The organism is Paraburkholderia sprentiae WSM5005 (genome assembly GCF_001865575.2).
GTDB lineage: Bacteria > Pseudomonadota > Gammaproteobacteria > Burkholderiales > Burkholderiaceae > Paraburkholderia > Paraburkholderia sprentiae.
The window spans coordinates 2,276,716-2,297,857 of the sequence record NZ_CP017562.2 but is presented as its reverse complement, the minus strand read 5'-3'; the positions used below and the strand labels follow the sequence as shown (position 1 = coordinate 2,297,857).

Below are 21,142 nucleotides of genomic sequence, written 5' to 3'. Positions count from 1 at the left end.
CAGATAAATTGGGAACTCGCGTTAGAAAAACTCTTGCCACGGTCTTGCCAACGTCTTGTCGATGAAAAGGGTCTTGCCTCCACTCAATGCCCTGCGCGCCTTCGAGGCAGCGGGCCGCCTCGGCAGCTTTAAGGAAGCCGCCGCGGAGTTGCACGTGACGCAAGGCGCCGTGAGCCAGCACGTGCGCCTGCTCGAAACGTGGCTGGGTGCCTCGCTGTTCGAACGGCACAACCGGTGCGTGAAGCTGACGCCGGCGGCGAAGGCCTATCTGGAGAAAGTCGGTCCGTTGTTCGAACAGCTCTCGCAGGCGACGGCGCGCTACGGTGTGCCGGAAACGGTGTCGCGGACGCTCTCGATAAACGCGCCCGCCACGTTCATGTTGCGTTGGCTGGTGCCACGGCTCGCGAAGTTCCGCGCCGCCCATCGGGACGTGGAGGTCGACGTTCAGACGTCGAACGAGCCACTCGAGAGTCTGAAGGAGGACTACGACGTCGTGATCCGTGGCGGTCCGGACACGTTCTACGGCTACTCGATGCGCCCCTTTCTCTCCGAGGAGCGCTTGCCAGTCTGTAGCCCCGCGCTGTTGGAGCGCCTGCCGCTTCGAGTGCCGGAAGATTTGCGGCAACACACGTTGCTGCATACGTCGAGCCTTCCGCGGCTCTGGCCCGACTGGCTGGCGAGCGCGCAGATTCCCGCGTTGCGGCCGGCCGCCACCTTGACCTTCGATCACTTCTATCTCACGTTGCAGGCGGCCATCGACGGAATCGGCATCGCGATGGGGCCTACTGCGCTGGTATCCGACGATCTCGCCTCTGGCCGGCTTGTGGCACCGTTCGACGGTCCTCGGCTGCCGTCGCGCAGCTATTGCACTTATGTCGCCGACGCCAAGGCTGGCGATGAACTCGTCGTGCTGTTCCGTTCGTGGCTGGAGCAGGAGGGCATGTGTTCATCAACGCGGAGGGCGGCTCAGGGCCACTGCTCTGGCGTGAGCACTCGAAGAGGCAAGGATCGCCGACGCATTCCCTTGCTCAGCACGCGTTCCCAATGAACATCTCTTTCGCAACTACGACCCAATCCGATGCCGAGACACTGGTTGCTATTCGTATCGCAGCGATGCGCGAGAGTTTGGAGCGAATCGGTCGGTTCGACCCGCGACGAGCTCGCGAGCGCTTCCTCGCGTCGTTCGACCCTGCGCTGTGTCGATTCATAGCGGTCGATGGCGTCCAGGCAGGTTTTATCCTGATTCGCCCACTGGCAGACCACTGGCTCCTGGACCACCTGTACATCCTGCCGGAGCACCAAGGGAAAGGAATCGGCGCAGCGGTCTTGCGGGATGTCTTTGCGAACGCCGACGCGCACCGCATGCCAATCCGCCTGAGTGCTTTACGCTGCAGTGATTCGAACCGCTTCTACCGGCGGTATGGTTTCATACAGACCGACGAAGCTGAATGGGACGTCTACTACGTGCGCCAGCCAAGCGCACCAATCTAGACAGCCAGGTTGCATTGGCTGACGGGCACGGCCTGTCGCTGGTGTCGGCTATAGAAGTTCGAATGATCATGTTCGCGATCCACCTTATCACCTGCTCGGCTATGCTATCGAGTCTCTCGGAGACGACGGCTTGCGCGACTGCCGCCGTCGGATTCCCCCGTTGACCAACCCATTGCGAGGCTCGCATGTCCGGTATTGCCGTCATCGTCATCGACGTACAGCAAATGTTCTTTAGCGGCCCGGCGGCCGCCTATCGCGCGAGCGAAGTGATCATGGCATTAACTCGGTCACGGACGCAGCGCGCCGGGCGAATGCGCCGGTCTTTTTCGTGCAGCACGAGAGCGACGCGGACGGGCCGCTGGCCCACGGCAGCGACGCGTGGCAATTGCCTGCCGCGCTGGTCCGCGAACGGCGTGACGGCTCAATCTATAAAATCGTCGGCGATTCGTTCCATAACACCTCGCTTGCCGAGCAACTCCGGCAAAAAGACATCGACAGCGTGCTGTTGTGCGGCTATGCAACGGAGTTCTGCGTGAACGCGACTGCACGTCGGGCCGAACTGCTGGACCTGCGCACCATTGTTGTGTCCGACCTTCATACGACGCATAACAAGCCCCATCTCGCCGCAGACAAGATCGTTGAACACCAGAACTTCGTCTGGGCGAACTCGTCGATGTCCGGCAGACGCGTTAAGGTGCTTCCCCTCGCCGACGTTCTGCAGACGGAGTTCGCAGCAGCTTGATCCAGTACTGCGGTGAAGGCTCGGCATGTTGAAGCCTGAGCGCAGTTTCGCCCTCGTGGGCCACAGCAGCATCGTGGCCATAGCACTCCAGCAGGAAAGCGAGACTGTCCGCGACCGACTCTTTTCCGTTGAATGATGAGCATCAACGGAAGGCGGACAACAATAGGGCCGCCTTTTGGGCAGCCCTATTCTCTACCTGGAGAGCGCACGATACGGTTTGAACGCCTCTTGCAGCTCAGAAGACAGCCCGTCAGGTCGACGAGTTGCTTCAACGGTCGTCGGCGTCGCGACCTGCAGACGCCGGCCGAGGCGGGTTGACGGTCATGGCGGCACCAGTCAGTACCCAGGCCCGCTGGCTGGGTGCGAACCGCGGTGCCAGCAAACCGTCATTGATTTCGCGCGTCACGGCAAAGCGACGGAACGAAGTCGCCGGTAAGAACAGGCGGGAATTGTCCGGGAACCCATCGCTGGCAGTATCCACGTCTCCCTCGCGTGCCGATATGACGCCGTCGCCATTGGTATCGACCCGTCTGACTTCGGCCACATAGGCGTCGTACAAGCGCTGCGGGAATGGCGTGCCAGGCTCGAACGATGCCACGCGTACATAGGTGTCCAGGTAAATTTCGTGGGCCAGTCCGCTCGGGATGAAGCGCTGACGGTATTCCCGCTGGTTATCGACGTCCGCGTCGAATCGGTCGGGGTCGCGCGGACCCGCACCACCCAGCGGAGCCGCATTGTTCGGATCGTCACCATAGTCGATCGGACTGTTCTTCACGCCTGCCGGTCCTGAGCCCGGAATCAGTGACGAGAGCGCGCCAAGTTTGCCCGCCTCAAAAGTACCGGGGATACCGCCGGTAAAAGGCAACTCGTAGAGTGGATGGATCCAGTTGGTCGTGTAATTGAATTCCCAGTAGCCGTGACAATCAGACTGCTGCATGCAGTTAATCGCCCCCATGCTTAGCTGGATCGGCACGACATTGGTCTGGCGGTCGGGAAAGTGATCAGAAGCGTCGGGGAAATGCGGTGCCCTGCCATCCATTGTGAATAGCCGGTCTGGCACGTTGTTGTGTGTGCCCATCGCATGTAAGGCGGCCGCGTCCGCGGTTGTCATCGTGCCGAACTGGGCGTGCCCGTCGGGTCGGGGTGGTGCGATATCCGGCACGTGTAAATCGTGGATCATCCAGCCCTCATACCAACCGCTTTCGTTGTTAATCACAAACAGATATGAGAGGTCGGTAAATACATCGATGAAGGCGCGAACGTTGTTCGGATCAGTGGGCAGCCCAGGCTTCGGTTCGACCACGACGCGCACGGCACCGATGGTTGGCAAGCCGCAGTCGGCGCCACTTGCCGTCAGCATCGCCTTGTCGTTGATGCCGGGGAATCGTGCCGTGAACGGATTGGGTTCGAATCCTGCTGTGGACAGCAGGTAGTACTGGAACAACTGGCTCGGTTTGTCGGCCTCGGCAAAGGCCTGAATGGGCAAATAGCTATGGGGCCGCTCGGCCATCCTTTCGAGAAGATCCTGAAGCGAATCCGGCAGGTGCGCGATGTCGCCGCGCTGACGCACCAGCGCGCCGTCAGCGGCAGCGTTCGGATTCGGATGGCAAGGTGGCGGCGGCTGTTCCGCGCGTGCCTGGCCTGCGGCCAACGCGCCGATGAAGGCGGCAGCGGACAGACTGGCAGCTCGAGAAGCCAGTGGTCTAAAGCTGCGGGGCTTGAATAGCGATTTCATGATTGCTCCTGAGGTTGACCCGCTTCGACGGACAGATCTGCAGTTAGGTATTGATGCGTGGCTTAACCTCCTTTGAAAGTTGAGCAGCGGGTTGTCCATGGCCGGGCAGCGGGTCGCCTGTCTCGACCATGACGCTGCCTCGCGGTGGGCAACCCGCGAGGCGATGCGACTGGGTGAAATCGGCAAATCGGATGCCGCGAGAGAAGTGTCGAGTAAACGGGTTGGAGGAAGAGATATTCCGGGCGCAGCTGAAGAATGCAGCGGCAGTCATGCCTGTCGGATCCATTGCGCGCGTACTAGCCGCAACATCCGGCTGTATTCGCGCACTACCTTGAGGCAGGCTGAAGAAGTCGCCGTTCGTCGTTGCCGCAGCAGCGAAGTTATCCAGGCACGACGCCGATAGCCGCGTCGGTCCCGCCGATGCCCGGCCTTTCTGGCCTAAGATATTTCAAAGGAGCATCCGTGCGAGGGACATCATGAAAGCACTTATCGTTGCTGCGACATTGGCGGCTGGCTGTTCCATCACCTACGCGCAGACTTATCCGCAGGGAGCGCTGGCTGACCCAAGCATGGGGGCCTATAGAGCGCAATTGGAAGCGCAGAAGCAACAGATCGAACTCCAGAACGAACAACTCCAATTACTGAAACAACAGCGCGACCTGGATTTGCTGAGGCAGCAGCGCGAACTGAATTCGCTGAGACAACAGCGCCAATTCGACTTGCTCAGACAGAAGCGCTAGATCGCTGTGAGGCGCGGCACACGCCTCAACATCCGGCTGAGGCGACTCCCGGCCATCAAGAGGCGTTCGTCCTTCCTACAGCCGGGACGTTCCAACGTCGGTTCCGCCATTGAGACAGGCCACTCGACTGCGCGTCTCGGGCGCAAAATGGGACCTTGGAAAGCAACGGCTACAACGGTACGGCAACCGGTCACTGCAGTACCGCAGCAGACATGTCCGTTCAATGGTTCGAACCCGGAGGCGAAAGATGATCCCGAGCCGCAAAGCCGCCGCGCTGGTGTTACTCGCTGCATTGTCGCTGCGCATGTATGACGTACACGCACAACACACTGACCAGCAAATCGCCGCCATCCTCATGGTCGCGAATCGAGCCGAAATCGAGGCGGGCAACCTCGCGCTAAGCCGAAGCCAGAGAAGAAGCATCCAGAATTTCGCTGGACAAATGATTGCAGAACACAGGGACTTGTATCAATCAGCCGTCGAATTGACGCAGAGGCTGATGCTCTACCCCGAAAATAGTAGGATGAGCGAGGCGTTTCGGAACGAAGGGGATGACAACCTCGCGAGGTTGAATGCGGCCGATGAGTACGCGTTCGACGGAGACTACCTTTATCAACAGGTTACATATAACCAGCAATTGGTTCATGCGGTGGACAACACGCTGCTTCCCTCCGCGAAAAACGCGGAACTGAAGGCGCTGCTCGTCAGAGCGCGGGTGATTTTCATATTGAATCTCGACCATGCGATTCGACTGCAATCGGCACGGGTCTGGTAATCCCCATGGGGTCCGGGTGAACCAGCCTCGCTTGCGGGTGCACCTTCGTCGATGCCGACAATGCCGGCTTCGAACCGATGTGCGACGCGCTCGATACTGCGCACGTGGCGATGCATTTCAGGCGGCGTCCCTGATTAAGTAGTACCCGTAGGTACATTTTTTGCGCACGCCTTGACGCAATTTTGCCGTCGGATCTTGTCGACGCGCAGCATAAGTCCCGCCACCAACAGATGGCACAAAAGCGCCTCACAGGAAGGCGCAAAACGTTGAGATATCGGCATGCATGCGCGACGCCGACTGCTATTCTTCAGACACAGCGACTCACGCGTTTCCGCTAGGTGCTGCGGGTCGTTGGCAGCCATTCCGCACGCACGCGGAAAAGGGGGCTGTATGTCACATTCAGGACTACCTCGGCCCGCGCGACGCGCACTGCGTCCACAGCAGTCGCGCGGACACCGCGGACACATCTGGCTCGCCATCGGCATTTCGCTGACTGGACTATCCCTGACGCCCGTGGCCTTCGCGGCGGGCAGCCTTCCGCAAGGCGGCCGTTATGTCGCCGGCGCGGGCACGATATCCGGCCAGGGCAACGGGCTGGTAATCACCCAACCAGGTTCGACGCGTGGTGTGATTGACTGGAACAGCTTCTCGGTCGGCCGGAATAACAGCGTGATGTTTGACAACGGCGCCGGCGCGACCCTGAACCGGGTAACGGGTGGCTCGCCCTCGGCCATTCTTGGCAGCCTTAGTGCAACGGGAAGCCTCTATGTGATCAATCCGCAGGGCATCGTCGTGGGGCGGTCGGGCGTGATCAGCACGGGTGGCCGCTTCGTCGCGTCCACCCTGGATGTCTGCAACTGTGCATTCATGACCGGCAGCAGCGCGCTCACACTCTCGGGCAGTTCCGATGCAAGCGTGATCAACCTGGGCAGGATCAGTTCGAGCGGCGGCGATGTGTTCCTGATAGCCCGGGACGCAGTCGTCAACCACGGCACCGTGGCAGCGCCCAACGGCACGGCGGAGCTGGCCGCAGGCGGGCAGGTGCTCTTGCAGGATTCGGGCAGCAGCAGGCAGGTGTTCGTGCAGACGGGCAGTCAGGGCACGGTCGTCAACAAGGGGCGGATAGCGGCCGCGCAGATCAGCCTGCAGGCCGCCGACGGCAACGTGTATGCGCTCGCGGGCGGCGGCACGCGCATCCGTGCGACAGGCACGGCCAGCCGCGACGGCCATGTGTGGCTGCTCGCCGACAGCGGCCGTGTCGAGCAGATCGGCAAGATCGCCGCAAGCAATGCGGACGGCAGCGGCGGAACGGTCGATACACAAGCGGCACAACTGACGTTCGGCCAGCACGCAGCGGTTCAGGCAGGCCAATGGAATCTCTCGACGCCCGCCTTCACGATCGATGACGCCGCCGCGCGTGCGTTGCGGCGCAGCCTGAACGCGGGCACCTCGGTCGGTGTCACCACGACCGGCGCCAACGGCGCGACGGGCGACCTGGGCGTTGCTTCGAACCTGCGCTGGTCCGGTCCGGCTTCGCTCACGCTTGCCGCGTACCGCCACGTCTCCCTGGCGACGGGTACAACCATCGGCAACACCGGCGCGGGCAACCTGACCTTGCGCGGCGACGCATCAGGCATCGACAACGGCGGCAGCGTGACTAGCGATGGGACCATCGACTGGTCGAAAAGTACCGGCATCGTCAGCGCGCTCTACGACATGAACGGCAGCTACAATCCCGGCACGATCGTGGCGAACAGCGCGTGGACAGCAGCTCCGTATAGCGGTCTCGTCACCCAGGTGACCGGCTACAAGCTGGTCAATTCGGTCGGCGATTTACAGAACATCGCGCGCGATCTCGGCGGCGCGTATGCGCTCGGCAAAGACCTCGACGCCAGTTCGACCGATACGTCTTTCGCTTTCTCTTCGCTCGGCAATGCGACCACGCCATTTTCCGGTCAGTTCGACGGGATGGGCCACGTGATCGACAGGTTCACCCAGTTCGATCAGAGCTCGACCGAGCAGCCGGCGACGGGACTGTTCGGCACGATCGGGCCGACCGGTGTCGTGCGGAATGTCGGGATGACCAACGCCCGGGTCGTGACCAATATCTATTTTCCGAGCGGGATCCCGCTTGGCATTCTGGCCGGCGAGAACCAGGGCTTGATTACCTACGCCTATACTACCGGCGAGCGCGGCTCTGGCGCGTTCGAAGGTGCGGTGCTCGGCGGCCTGGTGGGACGCAACGTCGGCCTCATCGAGCGCTCTTGGAGCAGCGCGTTCGTCGGGTCGGCCGGCCTGCTCGGCGGCCTCGTCGGTGGCAACGGCGGTACCATCGTGCAATCTTATGCGACAGGGACGGTGAGCGGCGGCAATCATGGCTCCGGTGGCGGTCTGGTCGGCGCTAACGACGGAACGATTTCGCAGTCGTATGCAACGGGGCTAGTGTACGGCCCATTCAGCGCTGGGGGACTGGCTCTTTCGAATACCGGCCTCATCGAGCAGTCGTTTGCGTCGGGCGAAGTCAGAGGACCAACGTTCCAGGGCCCGGATTATGGCACTTATGGCGGCATCGTCGCCTTCCAGGGCTTACCGGCTGGAGTGCCGCTCGCGTCCAACGTCTACTGGGACAAGGAGACGACAACGCGAACGAAGAGCAGCGGGTACGGCGCGCAGCTATCGGCGTCCAACGGGCTCACGACCGCACAGATGAGCAATCCGGCCAGCTTTGACGCCTCGTGGGATTTCAGTGAGACCGGGACGTGGGTCATACCGGCGGGCGCGACTCACCCGGTCCTGCGCTGGCAACCGAGCCATTAACCGATCCGTTGACCGCTAGCTGCTCACGCGGACATCAACGGTCGTTGGCCCCTGCGGTCATACGGACGATCGAACGTCGGGTTTGCGTTCGGCAACAGACAAAGCAAACCTACCACCACCGCACCACATGTCGACCCTACCAGTCGATTTCTGCCCTTGGCGTCGATAGTTATCCCAAAGCAGACCTGGGAGCGCCGCAGTGACGGTAGGAGCAAATCACGCTTCCTGGCTGAACCCGGTGATGGCACCGAAACGCGGACACCGCTCGCACTGAGTGACCGGGCAAGCGGCGAGAACGAGCAAGTTAGTGCGTATGCGGCTCGCCTAATGTGATCCCGTTGGAACTTCCATTGGTGCACATGGGCGACCCGGCCACGAATATCAGAACCGATTCGCCGCCAGGCCGGTTTCCTACGGTTCGAGCTGTGGTTTATCGCCCGGGCATATGCGTTGCGCGCGGCACGTTGGCTTGTCTGGCAGTTCCTCTCTTTGTTGGAATGCGTCAAGGGCTGACGTTTCGCGCGAGGTCCATATGAGATTGTCCACTTCTGAAATGACGGTAGGAGCGAGACGGTGCGGTGCCGCCGCGATGACGGCGTTGGCTTTTTCGAGCGCATATGCCGGCGGGATCGACCACAAGGTCGCTCTGGATCAGAGCGGCATATGGAACCGCAACGTTCAGCTCGGACTTGAATATGCCGTGATCGCCACGACGGTGGGCGGATCTCTGTGGCTGGGGAACGACAGCGAGCTGGGCCATACCTTCTGGCAAACGGCCGACGCTACGGCGATATCGGCTGTCGCTGCACAAGGCATGAAGTACGCATTCGGTCGCCAGCGGCCCAACGCGGGCCAGGGACCTAACCAATGGTTCAGCGGCGGACAGAGTTTTCCAAGTGGCGAGGTCACCCTTCAGGCGAGTTTCGTGACGCCGTTCATCGTCAACTATGGTCGGCGTGACCCGTGGGTATGGGGACTGGAATTGTTGCCGCTCTACGATTCGATTGCACGCGTGAAAAGCCAGGCACATTGGCAGACGGACGTTCTCGCTGGCTGGGCGCTCGGCACGGCGGTCGGATACCTGAGCACGACATGGCAGACACCCTTGTTCGTCCAGATTCTCCCGCACGGTTTTACAGTTGGCTTTGCGAAGCGGTTCTAGCCCGGGCTGTGAATCGGCCGAGTGGTGTGCAAGTGAAAGCTCGTATTCTTCGCCTTCTGCCAGGTAGAACTTCTGCGGGCGCTGTCACGTTGGTGCGGTGTTCGCGTAACACGCAGCTACGAGACGATCCGCCGCTGGTGCGATAAGTTTGGCGCGCGCTTTGCCCACCGGGCGAAAGCGGCGCGCCACAAGCCGGGCAGCAGGTGGCACCTCGACGAGATGTTTGTCACCGCGAGTGGTGAACCGTACCCTGCTGTGGCGCGCCGTCGACGGGCACGGTGTGGAACTCGAGATCCGGCAGTGAACAGCCATCAACCCACCCGGGAGCGCGAGCGGCGCATCCGAGGCTCTCGCGATGCATCTCGTCGCTGTAAATTGACGGCGCCTTTCTGACCTGCCCCGTGGCTGACGGGAACTCTGTTTTGGCTAATGACCTTTGAGTGATGGTCTTCACTTACAGGAAGGCGTCCAGTGGGGCGACATACCTTCGCTGTTGGGGGTTCGCAGCCGGCATTCGACGGCGACGAAGTTTTGACAATGCATGGAGTGTCGCTTTGAAACGTCTGTTCGTTGTCACTAGCGGTCTTGCGAACTCCGGGAAACCTTCATACCTTGCCACGTAGTGCGTTGGCTGATCTGGTGCATTCGGTATCCTATTGATAGGTCTAATTCCAGCCCGCAACGTGTTTGCTTTGAAACAGATCGTCAGGAGAAACGTCATGCGTAAGATGCTCATCGTCGCTGTCGCAGCCGTCTGCATTGCGTCGTTTTCGCATGAAAGTCGTGCGTCTGGTGATGATGACTTCCCACAAGGACGTTGCAAGTTGCCACAAGGTACGGTCGCATTGGTGGAAAAGCAGTTGAGTACGGTAGTCAATCTGGCCGATGGCAATGGGGGGATCTTCAAGCCCAATCGGATGTGGGCGGCCATTGTCGATCGGGAAGGGCACCTCTGCTCGGTGATCGTGACCGGGGATGCCTGGCCGGGTAGTCGGGCTATCGCGATTGCGAAGGCCTACACTGCGAACGGTTTCAGCAACGATGCACTCGCTCTATCGACGGCAAACCTCTATGCGGCCACGCAGCCGGGCGGGTCTCTATACGGGCTGAACAATTCGAATCCTTTTGACGCGCGCTTCCTCGAACAGGGCAGCGGCATCGGACGCACGCTTGGTGGCGTCATTACCTTTGGCGGCGGTGTCGCACTTTATGCGGGCGGGAAAGTCATAGGAGGACTAGGGGTGAGCGGCGATAGCGCCTGCGCCGATCATGCGATCGCATACCGCATGCGCAAGCTGGCGGGGCTCGGAACTGTACCCGGCGGCGAAGGCCCGAATAACACGGATAACATCGTATATTCAACAAGCGGGTCTCCGATGGGCTTCGAGCACCCTCATTGCTTTCCGACCGACCTGAGCGCCGCTGCCATTGAGAACACACATTAGTCAACGTGTTGACCCGCTTGAATCGGTTGGCGGAGCGACTCTCACTGACGACGGCAATCATCGACTCGCGGCTGGGTCTGGCGAGCGAACGGGAACGGCACTAGTGAAAATCCGGCGCGCCGTGGCCGTGGTGCGGTTGGCCATCCCACGCTATGGCCAATTGCAAGGGCATCAGCAACGTATTGACTGGATGCAACTGGTCGGCTTCTCGCCGAGTGGTGTTGACATCAGGTTCGCATCCAGCCGGTGCTGATCGTTTCCGCCGGCTTGCCACATAGCTCGCACAGCCGACCGCTCATCATCTACCAGTTCGATCACGGCGCGTTGTCGCGCATCAACGCCCGAAGCACTGAAGCGCAGCGGTCCGAACTTTTACTTGACCTGCATCGCGACCACCTGCGGAGCGCCGTGCTGTGTACAGAGTTGCAGATGCGCTGCACGATACATCGATCAGTACGCGAATCACGGGTCCCAGCGCAAGCTATGATGAACTACGATGAGCTGGATGGGTCGTTGGTCGATGCGCTCATCGCGAAGCATAAATCTAAGCTGTCTGCGGCAAAAGAAAGGCAACAGGATCTTGTCGCGCGAGCTGCGCTCAACGATCTTCAAAAACGCGAACAAGCGCAGTCATTGCGCCGCAGCCTGCGGAGAATGGACTGCAATGAACTGCATCAGTGATCGTCGCGCGAAAGCTCGGAGACTGGCTGCATGACGTCTGGCATCGGTGCGGATCGGGCGGTATGCGCGTTGCCTGCCTCCGCGCCAACCGGTTCGTCTTGTACGCGGACCCGGCTAAGGAACGCGAATGCCGCGAGCGCGCACAACAGCGTAACGACCGTGAGTCCGTCGAGCAGACGGCCGAACGCCGCGTGATAGCTGGCCTCGAGCGTCGCGCGCGCAACGTCCGGCAGCCGCGCCGCGGCGTGCGCGAGGTCGCCCGTCGCGAGCCGTGCAGCCGCATCGGCGATGGCCGCCGGTTCCGCGTGCGGGACCGCCGCGCGCAGGCGAGCCTGCGCGAGCGCCGCGAGCAGCGCGCTCACCACCGCGAGCGCGACGCCTTCGCCCGCGACACGCGTCGTGCTGAAGATGCCGGTCGCCATTCCCGCGCGCGATTTCGGCACTACGCTCACCGACAGACCGTCCATCAGCCCCCACGGCATCCCCGCGCCGATGCCGATCGCTAGCATCGGCCCGATCGCGCTCGCCCCCGCACGGGTGCGCAGCGCGCCGGCGAGCGCGTACAGCCCCGCCGCTGCGATGACCAGCCCGATCCCCGAGATCGCGCCCGCCGACATCCAGCGCGTGAGTGTCGCTGCGACGAACGGCACGATCAGCATCGGAACAGACAGCGCAAGCATCAGCCAACCCGCGTGAACCTCGTCATAGCCGTCGACGCCGATGAAGCGCAGCGGCAACACGACGAGCAGCACGATGTAGCAGTAGCAGGTCGCGATCGGCAGTACCTGGACCCCGACGAAGCGCGGATAGCGGAACAGCGACAGATCCAGCATCGGTCGCGCGACGCGGGTCTCGACGATGACGAAGGCGACGGCGAACGCGACGCTCGCGGCGAGCAGCCCGACCACGGCCGCCGAAGTCCAGCCGCGAGACGGCGCCTCGATGACACCGCACGTGAAGCACGTGAGCGCGGCCGTGAACGTCACGGTGCCAACCCAGTCGAGCTGACGCGCGTGCGGATCGCGCGACTCGCGCATCCGCGGCACGCCGAACCCGAGCGACAACGCGCCCGCGAGCGCACCGGTCGCAAAAATCGCGCGCCAGTCGAACTGCGCGATCAGCCAACCGGCCAGCACCGGGCCGAACGCGAGGCCGATTCCGAACGTCGTGCCGAGCGCACTGAACGCGCGGGTTCGCGCGTGGCCGTCGAATTCCTGTACGAGCGCGGCGGTGCCGCCCGCGAGTGTCGCAGCGGCCGCCACGCCCTGAGCGGCACGCAGCAGATCAACGACCACGATCGACGGCGCGAAGCCGAGCGCGAGCGAGGTCAGTGTGAAGCCCGCGACGCCACACGCGAACACCCGCTTGCGGCCGAACCGGTCCGCGAGCGTGCCCGCCGCCATCAGCAGGCTGCCGAACCCGAGCATGAACGCGTTGGTGATCCAGTTCATCGCGACGGGGCCGCCGCCCAGATCGCGGCCGATCGCGGGCGTCGCGACTGCGCCTCCGGAGAAGGCGAGCGGCAACGCGAGCGCGGCCATGCAGATTGCGGCGAGCACGACGAGCCGCCTCGTCGAGTGGGGAGAATTCGTAGAGTCCATCGTCACTCCTGATGAGATACCGATGCCTGACGCATCCGGCCGAGCGACAAACGATATTCCCGATTCAATGTGCGAAAAACAACGTGCCTGTCCGCAGATACCGGAGGTAAATTCCTTAATGAATCAACTCATCAAGGATCGAACCGGCATGGACAACCTGAACGGCATCGTCGCGTTCGTGCGCACCGCGGAGACGCTCAGCTTCGTCGCGGCCGGACGCAAGCTCGGCATCTCGGCATCGGCGGTCGGCAAGACGATCGCGAAGCTCGAGCGTGGGCTCGGCGTACGGCTCTTTCACCGGACTACGCGCCGAGTCACGCTGACCGAAGAGGGACAGCGTTTCCACGAGCGCTGTCATTGGATTCTCGAAGAGTTGCGCGATGCGGAGGCCATGCTGTCGAAGGCAACGCAGATGCCGCGCGGCCGGCTGCGCGTGAGCCTGCCCGTGATCGGCTATCGCTTCCTGTTGCCGGTGCTGCCCGCGTTTAATCTGCGCTATCCGGACGTCGAACTGGATCTCGACTTCAATGACAGGCTGGTCGATGTCGTCGATGGTGGTTTCGACGCGGTGATCCGCAGCGGTACGCTCACCGATTCGAGCCTGGCATCGCGTCGGCTCGGACCGTTCCGATTCGTGCTGTGCGCGTCGCCCGGCTACGCCGCACGCGCGGGCCTGCCGCGCACGTTGGCCGAGTTGGCCAGGCATGGCTGCGTGCGCTACCGGTTCCCGACCACTGGCAAGCTGCAGTCGTGGACACTCACGGCGGACGGCGGCGAACCGCCGGGTCTGCGCGCCGTCATGACCTGCAACAACATGGAGGCGCTGCGCGGCGCACTGATCGCCGGCTTCGGCATCGGCTTTGTGCCGGATTTCCTTGTGCGCGACGCGCTCGAGCGTGGCGTGCTGGTCACGGTGCTCGACGATCACCCGATTGCGCCTGGCCAGTTCTCGATCCTGTGGCCGTCGAGCCGACAACTGTTGCCCAAGTTGCGCGTATTCGTCGACTTCATGTGCGAGCACCTGTTTCCGGCGTTGTGAAAATCGCTGTTCCATAACGCCGAAGCCGACGCGCGCTGGATCGTGGACGACACCGGCCAGGAAATTGCGTCGTGCTGCTTTAACGCGACCTTGAGAGACTATGCGCGCTTTGCGTTAATGCTTGCGCATGACGGATTCTTCAATGGCCGTCAGATCATTCCGCGGGAGTGGGTACTGGACGCAACGAAACCTGCCAGCCCGGGATCGTTTCTCGCGCTAGGTAAGGGAGACCACCCGATGCTGCGCTGGCAACTGGCGCAATGACCCGGGCGGATGACCGCGGCAAGCCCCGCGGCGTTCGCCGTATCACTGCTGATCCCGTTCGTCGTCCACTAGTCACGCCCACGGTACCGTCGCTCGGTTGCGTTCGCACTTCGGAGCCTTAAGCTCCGATGCCTCGCTCCGGTGCGCCGCGCCGGTGTTGAACAAAGGCCTTTCCTTATCTCTCTAACTGCATGGAGGTGAAAGTCATGGTCAGACGATTGGCGATATTCGCGCTCGGGGCGGACATCGCAGGTAACTTTAGGTAGCCCCGCGGTAGAACCACACGTATTGTGCGCCTCCAGTATTGGACCGATGGAGAGGACAATGACTCTGATCAGATGGACGCTGACGATTGGCCTGGTATGCGGATGCGGCCTGGCCGGTACGGGCAATGCAGCATCAAACGACCGGCTTTTAAAGCTGCTGCAATTGCAAACCTTGAATCGTCTGCAATCGGAGAGCGCGCCGACGAAGAAGAACGCTTCGGGCGACAACAGTGCGCGCCAGGATCGTGGGGCAAACCGTCCGGGAGCGCAGTCACAGCCAGACAATCGAGGCGTGCCCGGCAGCGAGCCGACGCGAAAGCCATAACGTGCGATTAAAACGTCGGCCCCGGACGGTCGGTCGCGACGCGCAATTGTGGCTTGCAAGGTGATCCGCAATCGCCCTAGGGCGCCTTCGTGCCGTTTCGGGAATGGGTCGGCCGGGTACACGGCTTGCTGTCGGTAATGCAACTCTGCCCATGCACTCCGAGGCTCGCATGATCGCGTTGCAACTCGTTCGCGTTACTGTGAATTTCCATAACGCTGCGGGTGGCTGCCAGGCATGTACTTAGAGATGCTGTGCATTTCCGCCTGGATCACTCATGCTTCCCCTGTCGAATCTTATCGAAATCTGAAGAACGACAACCGGTACCGGGGAAAACGATAAGGATCACTGTTTAACGAAATGCCTAAGCTATAGCAGCGTCCATTATTTCTTCCGGCACGCGCTCGAGGTAGGTCTATTCCGACGACGATGAGGGGAGGTGTACGATGCCGAGACACATCTGGACGAATGCATTGGCGACATCTGCGGCTATCGCGATCGCAGGTTGTGGTGGTAGCGGAGATCATCTCGACGTTAGCGGGCCGCGTCATGTCGCGGACATCGCCGTCCCAAACATCACGGCAGGCGTGAACTTCTCATTCGATATCGGTGCCGTTTCGGGTAGCCGATACTTTTTCACCGACAGGAATAACGCATCTCTGGATGAAATCGACATACCGTCGAAGAGCTTCGTCAAGACCATCCAGGGAACCGGTCCTCTCGCGTTCACGGGGCTTGGCCCCGGGCCGAGTTCGCAGACCGGTCCGGACGGCGCGACCCCTGTCGGCAACCTCATCTACGTGGGCGACGTGAACTCGGTGAAGGTGGTCGATCCCGCTGTTGGCGTCGTGACAAGCAAAATCACGGTCAGCACGACGGGCGTGCGCGCAGATGAAGGGTGTCTGGATCCCACGCACGGCATGTTTATGATCTCGAGCCCCGAAGAGACGCCCCCGTTCGCCACATTCATCAACACGGCGACGCAGACCGTCGTCGCCAAAGTGACGTTTACCGACAGCGCAGGCAAGCCCACCGCGGGCCTCGAAGCCTGCCGGTACGATGCCGCCAGCGACAACTTCTATGTGAACGTCGACGGAAGCACCGCGAATCCTCATGGCGAACTGGTGAAATTGCCAGGGGCATCCATTCGCGCGATACCGAACGCCGGCACGCAGAACTACACGACCCTTGCGGGCGTCGCGATGTACCCCGAAGGCAATTGCGATCCTACTGGGCTGGCACTCGGACCGGGAAACGATATCGCGGTTGGCTGCCGGGAAGGGACGACCGGCGCGCCCTTGCTCATGCAGATTCTTGACCGTTCGAACGGCGCGCTGGTGGCGTCCCTGAACGCGGGCGGCGGCGATCAACTCGAATATGATCCGTCCACCAATCGCTATTACAACGCGGCGAGCCGTTGGACGTCTTCTGGCAATGCGTCGACGAACGGCGCCTGCTCGGCGGCATCGCCATGCACGCCCGTGTTGACTATCGTCGACGCCAGCAACCGCAGTGTCGTTACCCGCCTGAACACGGGCAATAACGCGCATTCGGTTGCAGTCGACCCGGCGAGCGGGCTCATCTTCCTTCCCTACTCTTCGGCGACATCGCCGGCGGGGTGTCCGAGTTGCGCGGCAAACGGGTTCGTCAACGGCGGGGTGTCGGTATTCGCCGCTAAGTGAGGCGCAGATCCGCGTCGACCACGACAAGGTCGACGTCGGCCGGCTGAACGCCGGCTGCGGCAAGGCGCGCCAGGTACCGCGTATCGAGTTGGTGGAACACGGGGTTCGGCGGTCGACGCTCGCCGTTGCCGGCACCCGTGTCGATGACGATTGTTTTGCCACCCTCTGCACAATCCAGCTGTGCACGCTCAGGGCGAGCGTCTCACCGTCTTGCGAGACGTTCTCGCGGCCGATCCATGGCAGCACCAACGCAACGCTGTCCAACCTCGCCGGCGGTCAGCTCGGCACGGACGCGGACGGCAGTTTCTTCCTTGACGCTCCCTCGTCGCCAACCGGAGGCGGCAACCAGATCCAGCTCGTCTCTGGAGCCGCGTCTGTCTTCGCGCGCGATACGATCAACGAATGGGGAGTTCGACCGTTCAACAGTCTGGCGATCAAACGGACCCCGTCCTTTGCGGCGACTTCGAGCGTGGCGTTCGACGGCACCAATCTGGCCAGGTCGCTCGGCAATACGTCGCTCGAATTACGCGGCGGCGTGACGACAAAGTGGACGAAGAACATCGCCACGTATCTGTCCGTGAGCTACGTGACGAAACTTGGCGGACCGACGGCTCACGGCGTGGGCGGGATGGGCGGGATGGGCGGGGTCCGCATCCGGTGGTAATCAAACCTCATGGCAAACGGCTGCCTTTGGGGCTATGTCGGATTGAAAAGAGCGACTCTCGAGGACCGAGACGCCACCGATGCGAACCTCGCGGGATCCTATTCGCGATTGCCGGGAGGAACGATGCTTGCTGCTCCTGCGAAGTGACGTGCGTCGAAGGAGAGCATTTTCCACATGCAGCGGCAAAGGTGCGCACCACGAGTTGGTTCACGGCGCGGCGCAGGGAAGGAGACGTACCATGAGAAATCGGGCTACAACGCAGTCAATACTTCCTGCTTTGGGGATTTTGCTCGCCGGCTGTGTCGCTGGTGGCGTACCGTATGCCGGGCCGCACCTCACTTCGACAGAGTGCCGCGACCTGGCGGCGCTCAAGACAAACGCGCCCCCTACGATGGCGCAGCACCAAAGCGAACTCGCTGCGTTGAGGAAAGCGGGCTACGACCCGTCACCGTGGTCTGATGATCCGTATTACCCGGATGATCTGCAAGCGGCACAGCGCCTGGTCGACTATTGGTTCCAGACGGAGTGCCCGCATGTTCAACCCGGCTGAGATAGAGAGACCGAGGACCGGCCCCTTTCCAGCTCTATCGCCCCGAATCCGGCGCGAGCGCCACGAGGAGCGCATCCAGGCGCGCGTCAAAACGCGAACCGGAAATAAGCGTTGATTGAACCGCAACCGTTCATCGAGTTCGCGGCGTCGGCGGTAAAGCACAGTGACCGTGTTGGAGACATGCTGCTTGGATCGCAGTGAGGTCGGCGTCGGCGGCGTTATGCCAATCAGTTGTCGTCGCTTCGGATCGGCGGATGCTGATGGGGGACAGGCTCCGCGGAGTCTGCATCGGGAAGTTCGTCGTCCGCAGGTCTTGCCGGCCCCTCTGCGCCGGTGCTGGGCGCTCCACTGGGCGGGGAGTGCGTGGGGTCGGGAGGAGGTTTGTTAGTCGGCTCAGCGGATGGATCGGAGGACACGGCTTGCTCCTGCGAAGGGGTGTGTCTACCATGATAGACCCAATCCGCGCAGCGCCATTCAAAGACGGCGTTAACCTGTTGCAGACGGGCGGCGTTGGCGCGATTCGCCGCATCGGGCGCTTCATGCTCGCAGATCATGTGCCGGCGATCGGTGTCGCCCATTTTCGACTCGGTTCATCGACGGCTCACGTTCCGATCGACACATACAAGAGCACCATTGGCGCCTTCGAACCATTTGGCGTCGGTGCGCGTAATGGCACGCCGTAAGTGCAGCGCAAATCCAGAAATCTCGACCATTGGACGCGCACCCCCGCGCCGACGCTCGCGAGCAGACCCGGGTTATTCTCCGCTGGCTGGTCGATGGTGGTCCATACGCGGCCGGCATCGAAAAAGACAAAGGGTTGCACGACCGCGTTGCTCGCGCCGAGTGACACCGCAGGCGTGCGCAGCTCGGTCTGGATGTTCCAGCCGCGATCGCCCAGCGCGACGTATGGGACATAGCCTCGCACACTGGTCTCGCCGCCGAGCCCCATCTCCTCGCTCGGCAATAACGTGTTCGGGGTCCACTGAAACGTTCCGCTCGTCATCAGTGCGAAGCCAGCGCCAAGCGCGGTCGCGCGTGACGCAGTCAACTGCATGTAGATGTAACGGGCCGTCGCGCCCTGCCGCGCGGCCTCGAATGCCGCGTCGTTGTTGTTGCCGTCCAGTCCGCCCGGACTTGCGACGAAGCTCGCGGCAGCGTGCGCCGTGCCAGCATCAGTCGGCTTGCTGATGTCATAAAGCAGCAGGAACTGATGCACGTGGGTATTCGAGCTGAAAACCTGCGAGCCGCCAAATTCCAGATCGTTGTTGCTCCGCTTGAAGTCATATCCGATCTGGATCAACTGCGTCGTGTCCCTGATCGACGGCAGACGTAAGTCGTAGCGGAAACTGAGCTGCTCGGAAATGCCCGTTTGACCGTACGTGTCGGGCAGCCGTGGCGTGCTCTGTGCGTAGACGCCGAACAACTCGATACTGTCGAGCCACGGCAGGGGCGCCGTGTAGCTCAGCGCGTGAGCGGTGAAGCGAGCGCGGTTCGGGCGGCCTTCGATATCCGGATTGCCGCTGAAAAAGTCGTTGCTGGCCGTGAATTGATAGGCGATCTGCTGATCGAGACCAAACAGGTTGCCGTAGCCGATGCCTGCAAAAAACCGATCACGGCCGAGGTCCGGTACGCCTTCATTGTCGTAACCCGCGCTGACGCGCAGTGGCAGACGGTCTTCGGTTTGCAGTACGACGTCGGTCGTGTTCGCCGTCTCACCGGGTGCGAAAACGACATCGACGTGTCGATAAGGATTCGCGTTGAGCACGGCGAGTCCCGACGTAACTGCCGCTTGCGGTATCGGTGCGCCGGGTTCCAGCGGCATTTCGCGTTCGAGGAGCCGGCTCGAAAAGTGTGTATTGCCACTTGCATGAACCCGGCCCAGTCTGAATTCGGCGACGTCGATACGCACGATACCTGAACTGACATCCTGTTCGGGCACGTAGACGTCGACGAGCGGCTTACCCGCAGCCCGATAACGCTCGACCACGGCGCGGCGTATTTCGGCCAGGCGGCCGAAAGTCAGGGGCTTGTCGAGGTCTGCGTTGAACCTCTGCAGGAAGTCGGCGTCGAGGACCGGCAGTCCTTCCGCGACGATGCGTGCTCGCGGCATCGGCGAGGCTGCAGTAGAGGCGTGTGCGGGTGCGAAGACGAGCCCGGCAAGTCGTTCGACGGCGATCCGTGCGGACGTGGCCTCCGTCTCGGATGTCGAGGGTGACGACGCGCTTCGCGGCGCCTGCGGTGCAGGTTGCGGTGCGAGGTCGCGCCACGCTTGTGCCGCCACCGGCGGCGACTGCATGACGGCCGCAATACACGATGCGATCGTCAGGCGGCTAATGCGGTTGGCGTATCGCGCCTTCATCCCTCGCCTGGATAGAGTGCGCTGCGCCTATTGACCGGCAGGCACAGCGATAGAAATACCGGGAAATCCATGGCACGCAGAAACGCTCGCGCTTAGGCGGTATTGTCGCCGATGACTTCAACAGACAAGTAGTGCGGTGTCCCTGCCGCGCGTCAACACTGTGGGCCTAAATATCCCCACAATCGGCCATGATTTTTCGCAAGGTGTGGATATTTCCTCGCCGAATGACCGGTCATCGTCGATCGCCGGCAAACGGCGGCACAGGTGTGCGTCGCCTCAGGGCGCAACGACGAACGATGTATGCATGCCCATTTCATAGTGCCCCGGACGGTTGCAAATGAGCACGTAGCGTCCCGGCGCGAGCTTCAATGACAGGCGCTTGGTCGAACCCTGCGTCAAGTCCTCCACCTCGCCCATCTTATGGAACCGGCTTTCGGTGACCATGCCTTTGTGGACAGGTAGATGCGCGTCGTCCATGTCTGTCTTCAGCACCACGAACTCGTGTTCGGTATTGCCGTTCGCTGCGTTGTTCACCTCGAACGTGACGCGTCCGGCCTTCGCTGTGCCGGGATCGAGTTGAATCGTGTTGTCCGTGAGCTTGACATGGATCGTTGCGTCCGCATGACCGTTCAGCGGCACAACGCCGAGCGCCAGCGCCGCCAGCGCGAACGCAGCACGGTTTCTGTCGACCATGATGTTTCTCCTCGAAAAGGCCGCGTTGCCGCAACATGCGTCGAACCACGGTGCCGAGTTCGCGCTTCCCTTCACGCAACGGCGCAAGCAGGCTTGCACGCGTTGGGCGCGTGA

At 61.9% G+C, this 21,142-nt stretch carries 18 protein-coding genes and 2 pseudogenes; 16 read left to right on the top strand and 4 right to left on the bottom strand.

Going from position 1 to position 21,142, the window contains the following annotated elements:
- The first annotated feature begins 61 nt into the window (after nt 1–61).
- The 3 genes and pseudogenes from gcvA to BJG93_RS27170 all read left to right on the top strand — a co-directional run bounded on the left by gcvA (nt 62) and on the right by BJG93_RS27170 (nt 2,233).
- Complete coding sequence (gcvA, locus tag BJG93_RS27180) at nt 62–1,048, top strand: transcriptional regulator GcvA (RefSeq protein ID WP_231337532.1); 987 nt, start codon at nt 62–64, stop codon at nt 1,046–1,048.
- The gene (locus BJG93_RS27175; protein ID WP_027195175.1) at nt 1,045–1,491 is read left to right on the top strand and encodes a GNAT family N-acetyltransferase; all 447 of its coding nucleotides are present in this window, start codon (nt 1,045–1,047) and stop codon (nt 1,489–1,491) included. Before gcvA ends, BJG93_RS27175 begins: the two co-directional genes overlap by 4 nt.
- Before the next feature lie 185 nt (nt 1,492–1,676).
- Nucleotides 1,677–2,233, top strand: a pseudogene (locus BJG93_RS27170) (isochorismatase family protein).
- 268 nt (nt 2,234–2,501) lie between these two features.
- Here the strand turns inward: BJG93_RS27170 and BJG93_RS27165 are convergent.
- On the bottom strand, nt 2,502–3,968 hold the full coding sequence (locus BJG93_RS27165) for a hypothetical protein (RefSeq protein ID WP_027195174.1): 1,467 nt from the start codon (nt 3,966–3,968) through the stop codon (nt 2,502–2,504).
- Between the two features lie 476 nt (nt 3,969–4,444).
- Between BJG93_RS27165 and BJG93_RS27160 the strand changes: the two genes are divergently transcribed.
- The 7 genes and pseudogenes from BJG93_RS27160 to BJG93_RS27130 all read left to right on the top strand — a co-directional run bounded on the left by BJG93_RS27160 (nt 4,445) and on the right by BJG93_RS27130 (nt 11,588).
- Nucleotides 4,445–4,708, top strand: coding sequence for a hypothetical protein (locus BJG93_RS27160; protein WP_027195173.1), 264 nt, complete (start codon nt 4,445–4,447; stop codon nt 4,706–4,708).
- 247 nt (nt 4,709–4,955) lie between these two features.
- A complete protein-coding gene (locus BJG93_RS27155; RefSeq protein ID WP_027195172.1) occupies nt 4,956–5,483 on the top strand; it encodes a DUF4142 domain-containing protein in 528 nt (175 codons plus the stop codon).
- 390 nt (nt 5,484–5,873) lie between these two features.
- Nucleotides 5,874–8,300: a two-partner secretion domain-containing protein gene (locus tag BJG93_RS27150; protein WP_034477990.1), complete on the top strand. Its 2,427-nt coding sequence runs from the start codon at nt 5,874–5,876 to the stop codon at nt 8,298–8,300.
- Nucleotides 8,301–8,832: 532 nt separating this feature from the next.
- On the top strand, nt 8,833–9,462 hold the full coding sequence (locus BJG93_RS27145) for a phosphatase PAP2 family protein (RefSeq protein ID WP_231337531.1): 630 nt from the start codon (nt 8,833–8,835) through the stop codon (nt 9,460–9,462).
- Nucleotides 9,463–9,576: 114 nt separating this feature from the next.
- Nucleotides 9,577–9,757, top strand: a pseudogene (locus BJG93_RS27140) (IS6 family transposase); the annotation flags it as partial.
- Nucleotides 9,758–10,181: 424 nt separating this feature from the next.
- On the top strand, nt 10,182–10,907 hold the full coding sequence (locus tag BJG93_RS27135; RefSeq protein ID WP_027195169.1) for a GlcG/HbpS family heme-binding protein: 726 nt from the start codon (nt 10,182–10,184) through the stop codon (nt 10,905–10,907).
- A 246-nt stretch (nt 10,908–11,153) separates the two neighbouring features.
- Nucleotides 11,154–11,588: a hypothetical protein gene (locus BJG93_RS27130; protein WP_027195168.1), complete on the top strand. Its 435-nt coding sequence runs from the start codon at nt 11,154–11,156 to the stop codon at nt 11,586–11,588.
- Here the strand turns inward: BJG93_RS27130 and BJG93_RS27125 are convergent.
- Complete coding sequence (locus BJG93_RS27125) at nt 11,582–13,189, bottom strand: MFS transporter (RefSeq protein ID WP_034477987.1); 1,608 nt, start codon at nt 13,187–13,189, stop codon at nt 11,582–11,584. The two genes, BJG93_RS27130 and BJG93_RS27125, sit on opposite strands and share 7 nt — an antisense overlap.
- Nucleotides 13,190–13,337: 148 nt before the next feature.
- Between BJG93_RS27125 and BJG93_RS27120 the strand changes: the two genes are divergently transcribed.
- From BJG93_RS27120 to BJG93_RS27095, 6 genes are all read left to right on the top strand, one after another.
- Nucleotides 13,338–14,228, top strand: a complete 891-nt coding sequence (locus BJG93_RS27120) for a LysR family transcriptional regulator (RefSeq protein WP_027195167.1) — start codon at nt 13,338–13,340, stop codon at nt 14,226–14,228.
- Nucleotides 14,229–14,270: 42 nt separating this feature from the next.
- Nucleotides 14,271–14,492 carry a hypothetical protein gene (locus BJG93_RS27115; RefSeq protein WP_027195166.1) on the top strand — a complete coding sequence of 74 codons (222 nt, stop codon included), beginning with the start codon at nt 14,271–14,273 and terminating at the stop codon, nt 14,490–14,492.
- Nucleotides 14,493–14,816: 324 nt separating this feature from the next.
- Nucleotides 14,817–15,083, top strand: a complete 267-nt coding sequence (locus BJG93_RS27110) for a hypothetical protein (protein ID WP_034477983.1) — start codon at nt 14,817–14,819, stop codon at nt 15,081–15,083.
- Nucleotides 15,084–15,526: 443 nt separating this feature from the next.
- Nucleotides 15,527–16,762 carry a YncE family protein gene (locus BJG93_RS27105; RefSeq protein ID WP_027195164.1) on the top strand — a complete coding sequence of 412 codons (1,236 nt, stop codon included), beginning with the start codon at nt 15,527–15,529 and terminating at the stop codon, nt 16,760–16,762.
- 88 nt (nt 16,763–16,850) lie between these two features.
- On the top strand, nt 16,851–17,426 hold the full coding sequence (locus tag BJG93_RS27100) for a hypothetical protein (protein ID WP_231337530.1): 576 nt from the start codon (nt 16,851–16,853) through the stop codon (nt 17,424–17,426).
- Between the two features lie 238 nt (nt 17,427–17,664).
- A complete protein-coding gene (locus BJG93_RS27095) occupies nt 17,665–17,976 on the top strand; it encodes a DUF4148 domain-containing protein (RefSeq protein WP_027195162.1) in 312 nt (103 codons plus the stop codon).
- 601 nt (nt 17,977–18,577) lie between these two features.
- On the opposite strand, the gene BJG93_RS27090 is transcribed toward BJG93_RS27095, so the two are convergent.
- Together BJG93_RS27090 and BJG93_RS27085 are read right to left on the bottom strand one after the other, a co-directional pair.
- Entirely contained in the window at nt 18,578–20,272 is a 1,695-nt protein-coding gene (locus BJG93_RS27090) for a ShlB/FhaC/HecB family hemolysin secretion/activation protein (RefSeq protein ID WP_231337529.1), read from the bottom strand.
- Between the two features lie 339 nt (nt 20,273–20,611).
- A complete protein-coding gene (locus BJG93_RS27085) occupies nt 20,612–21,028 on the bottom strand; it encodes a cupredoxin domain-containing protein (protein WP_027195160.1) in 417 nt (138 codons plus the stop codon).
- Nucleotides 21,029–21,142: the final 114 nt, after the last annotated feature.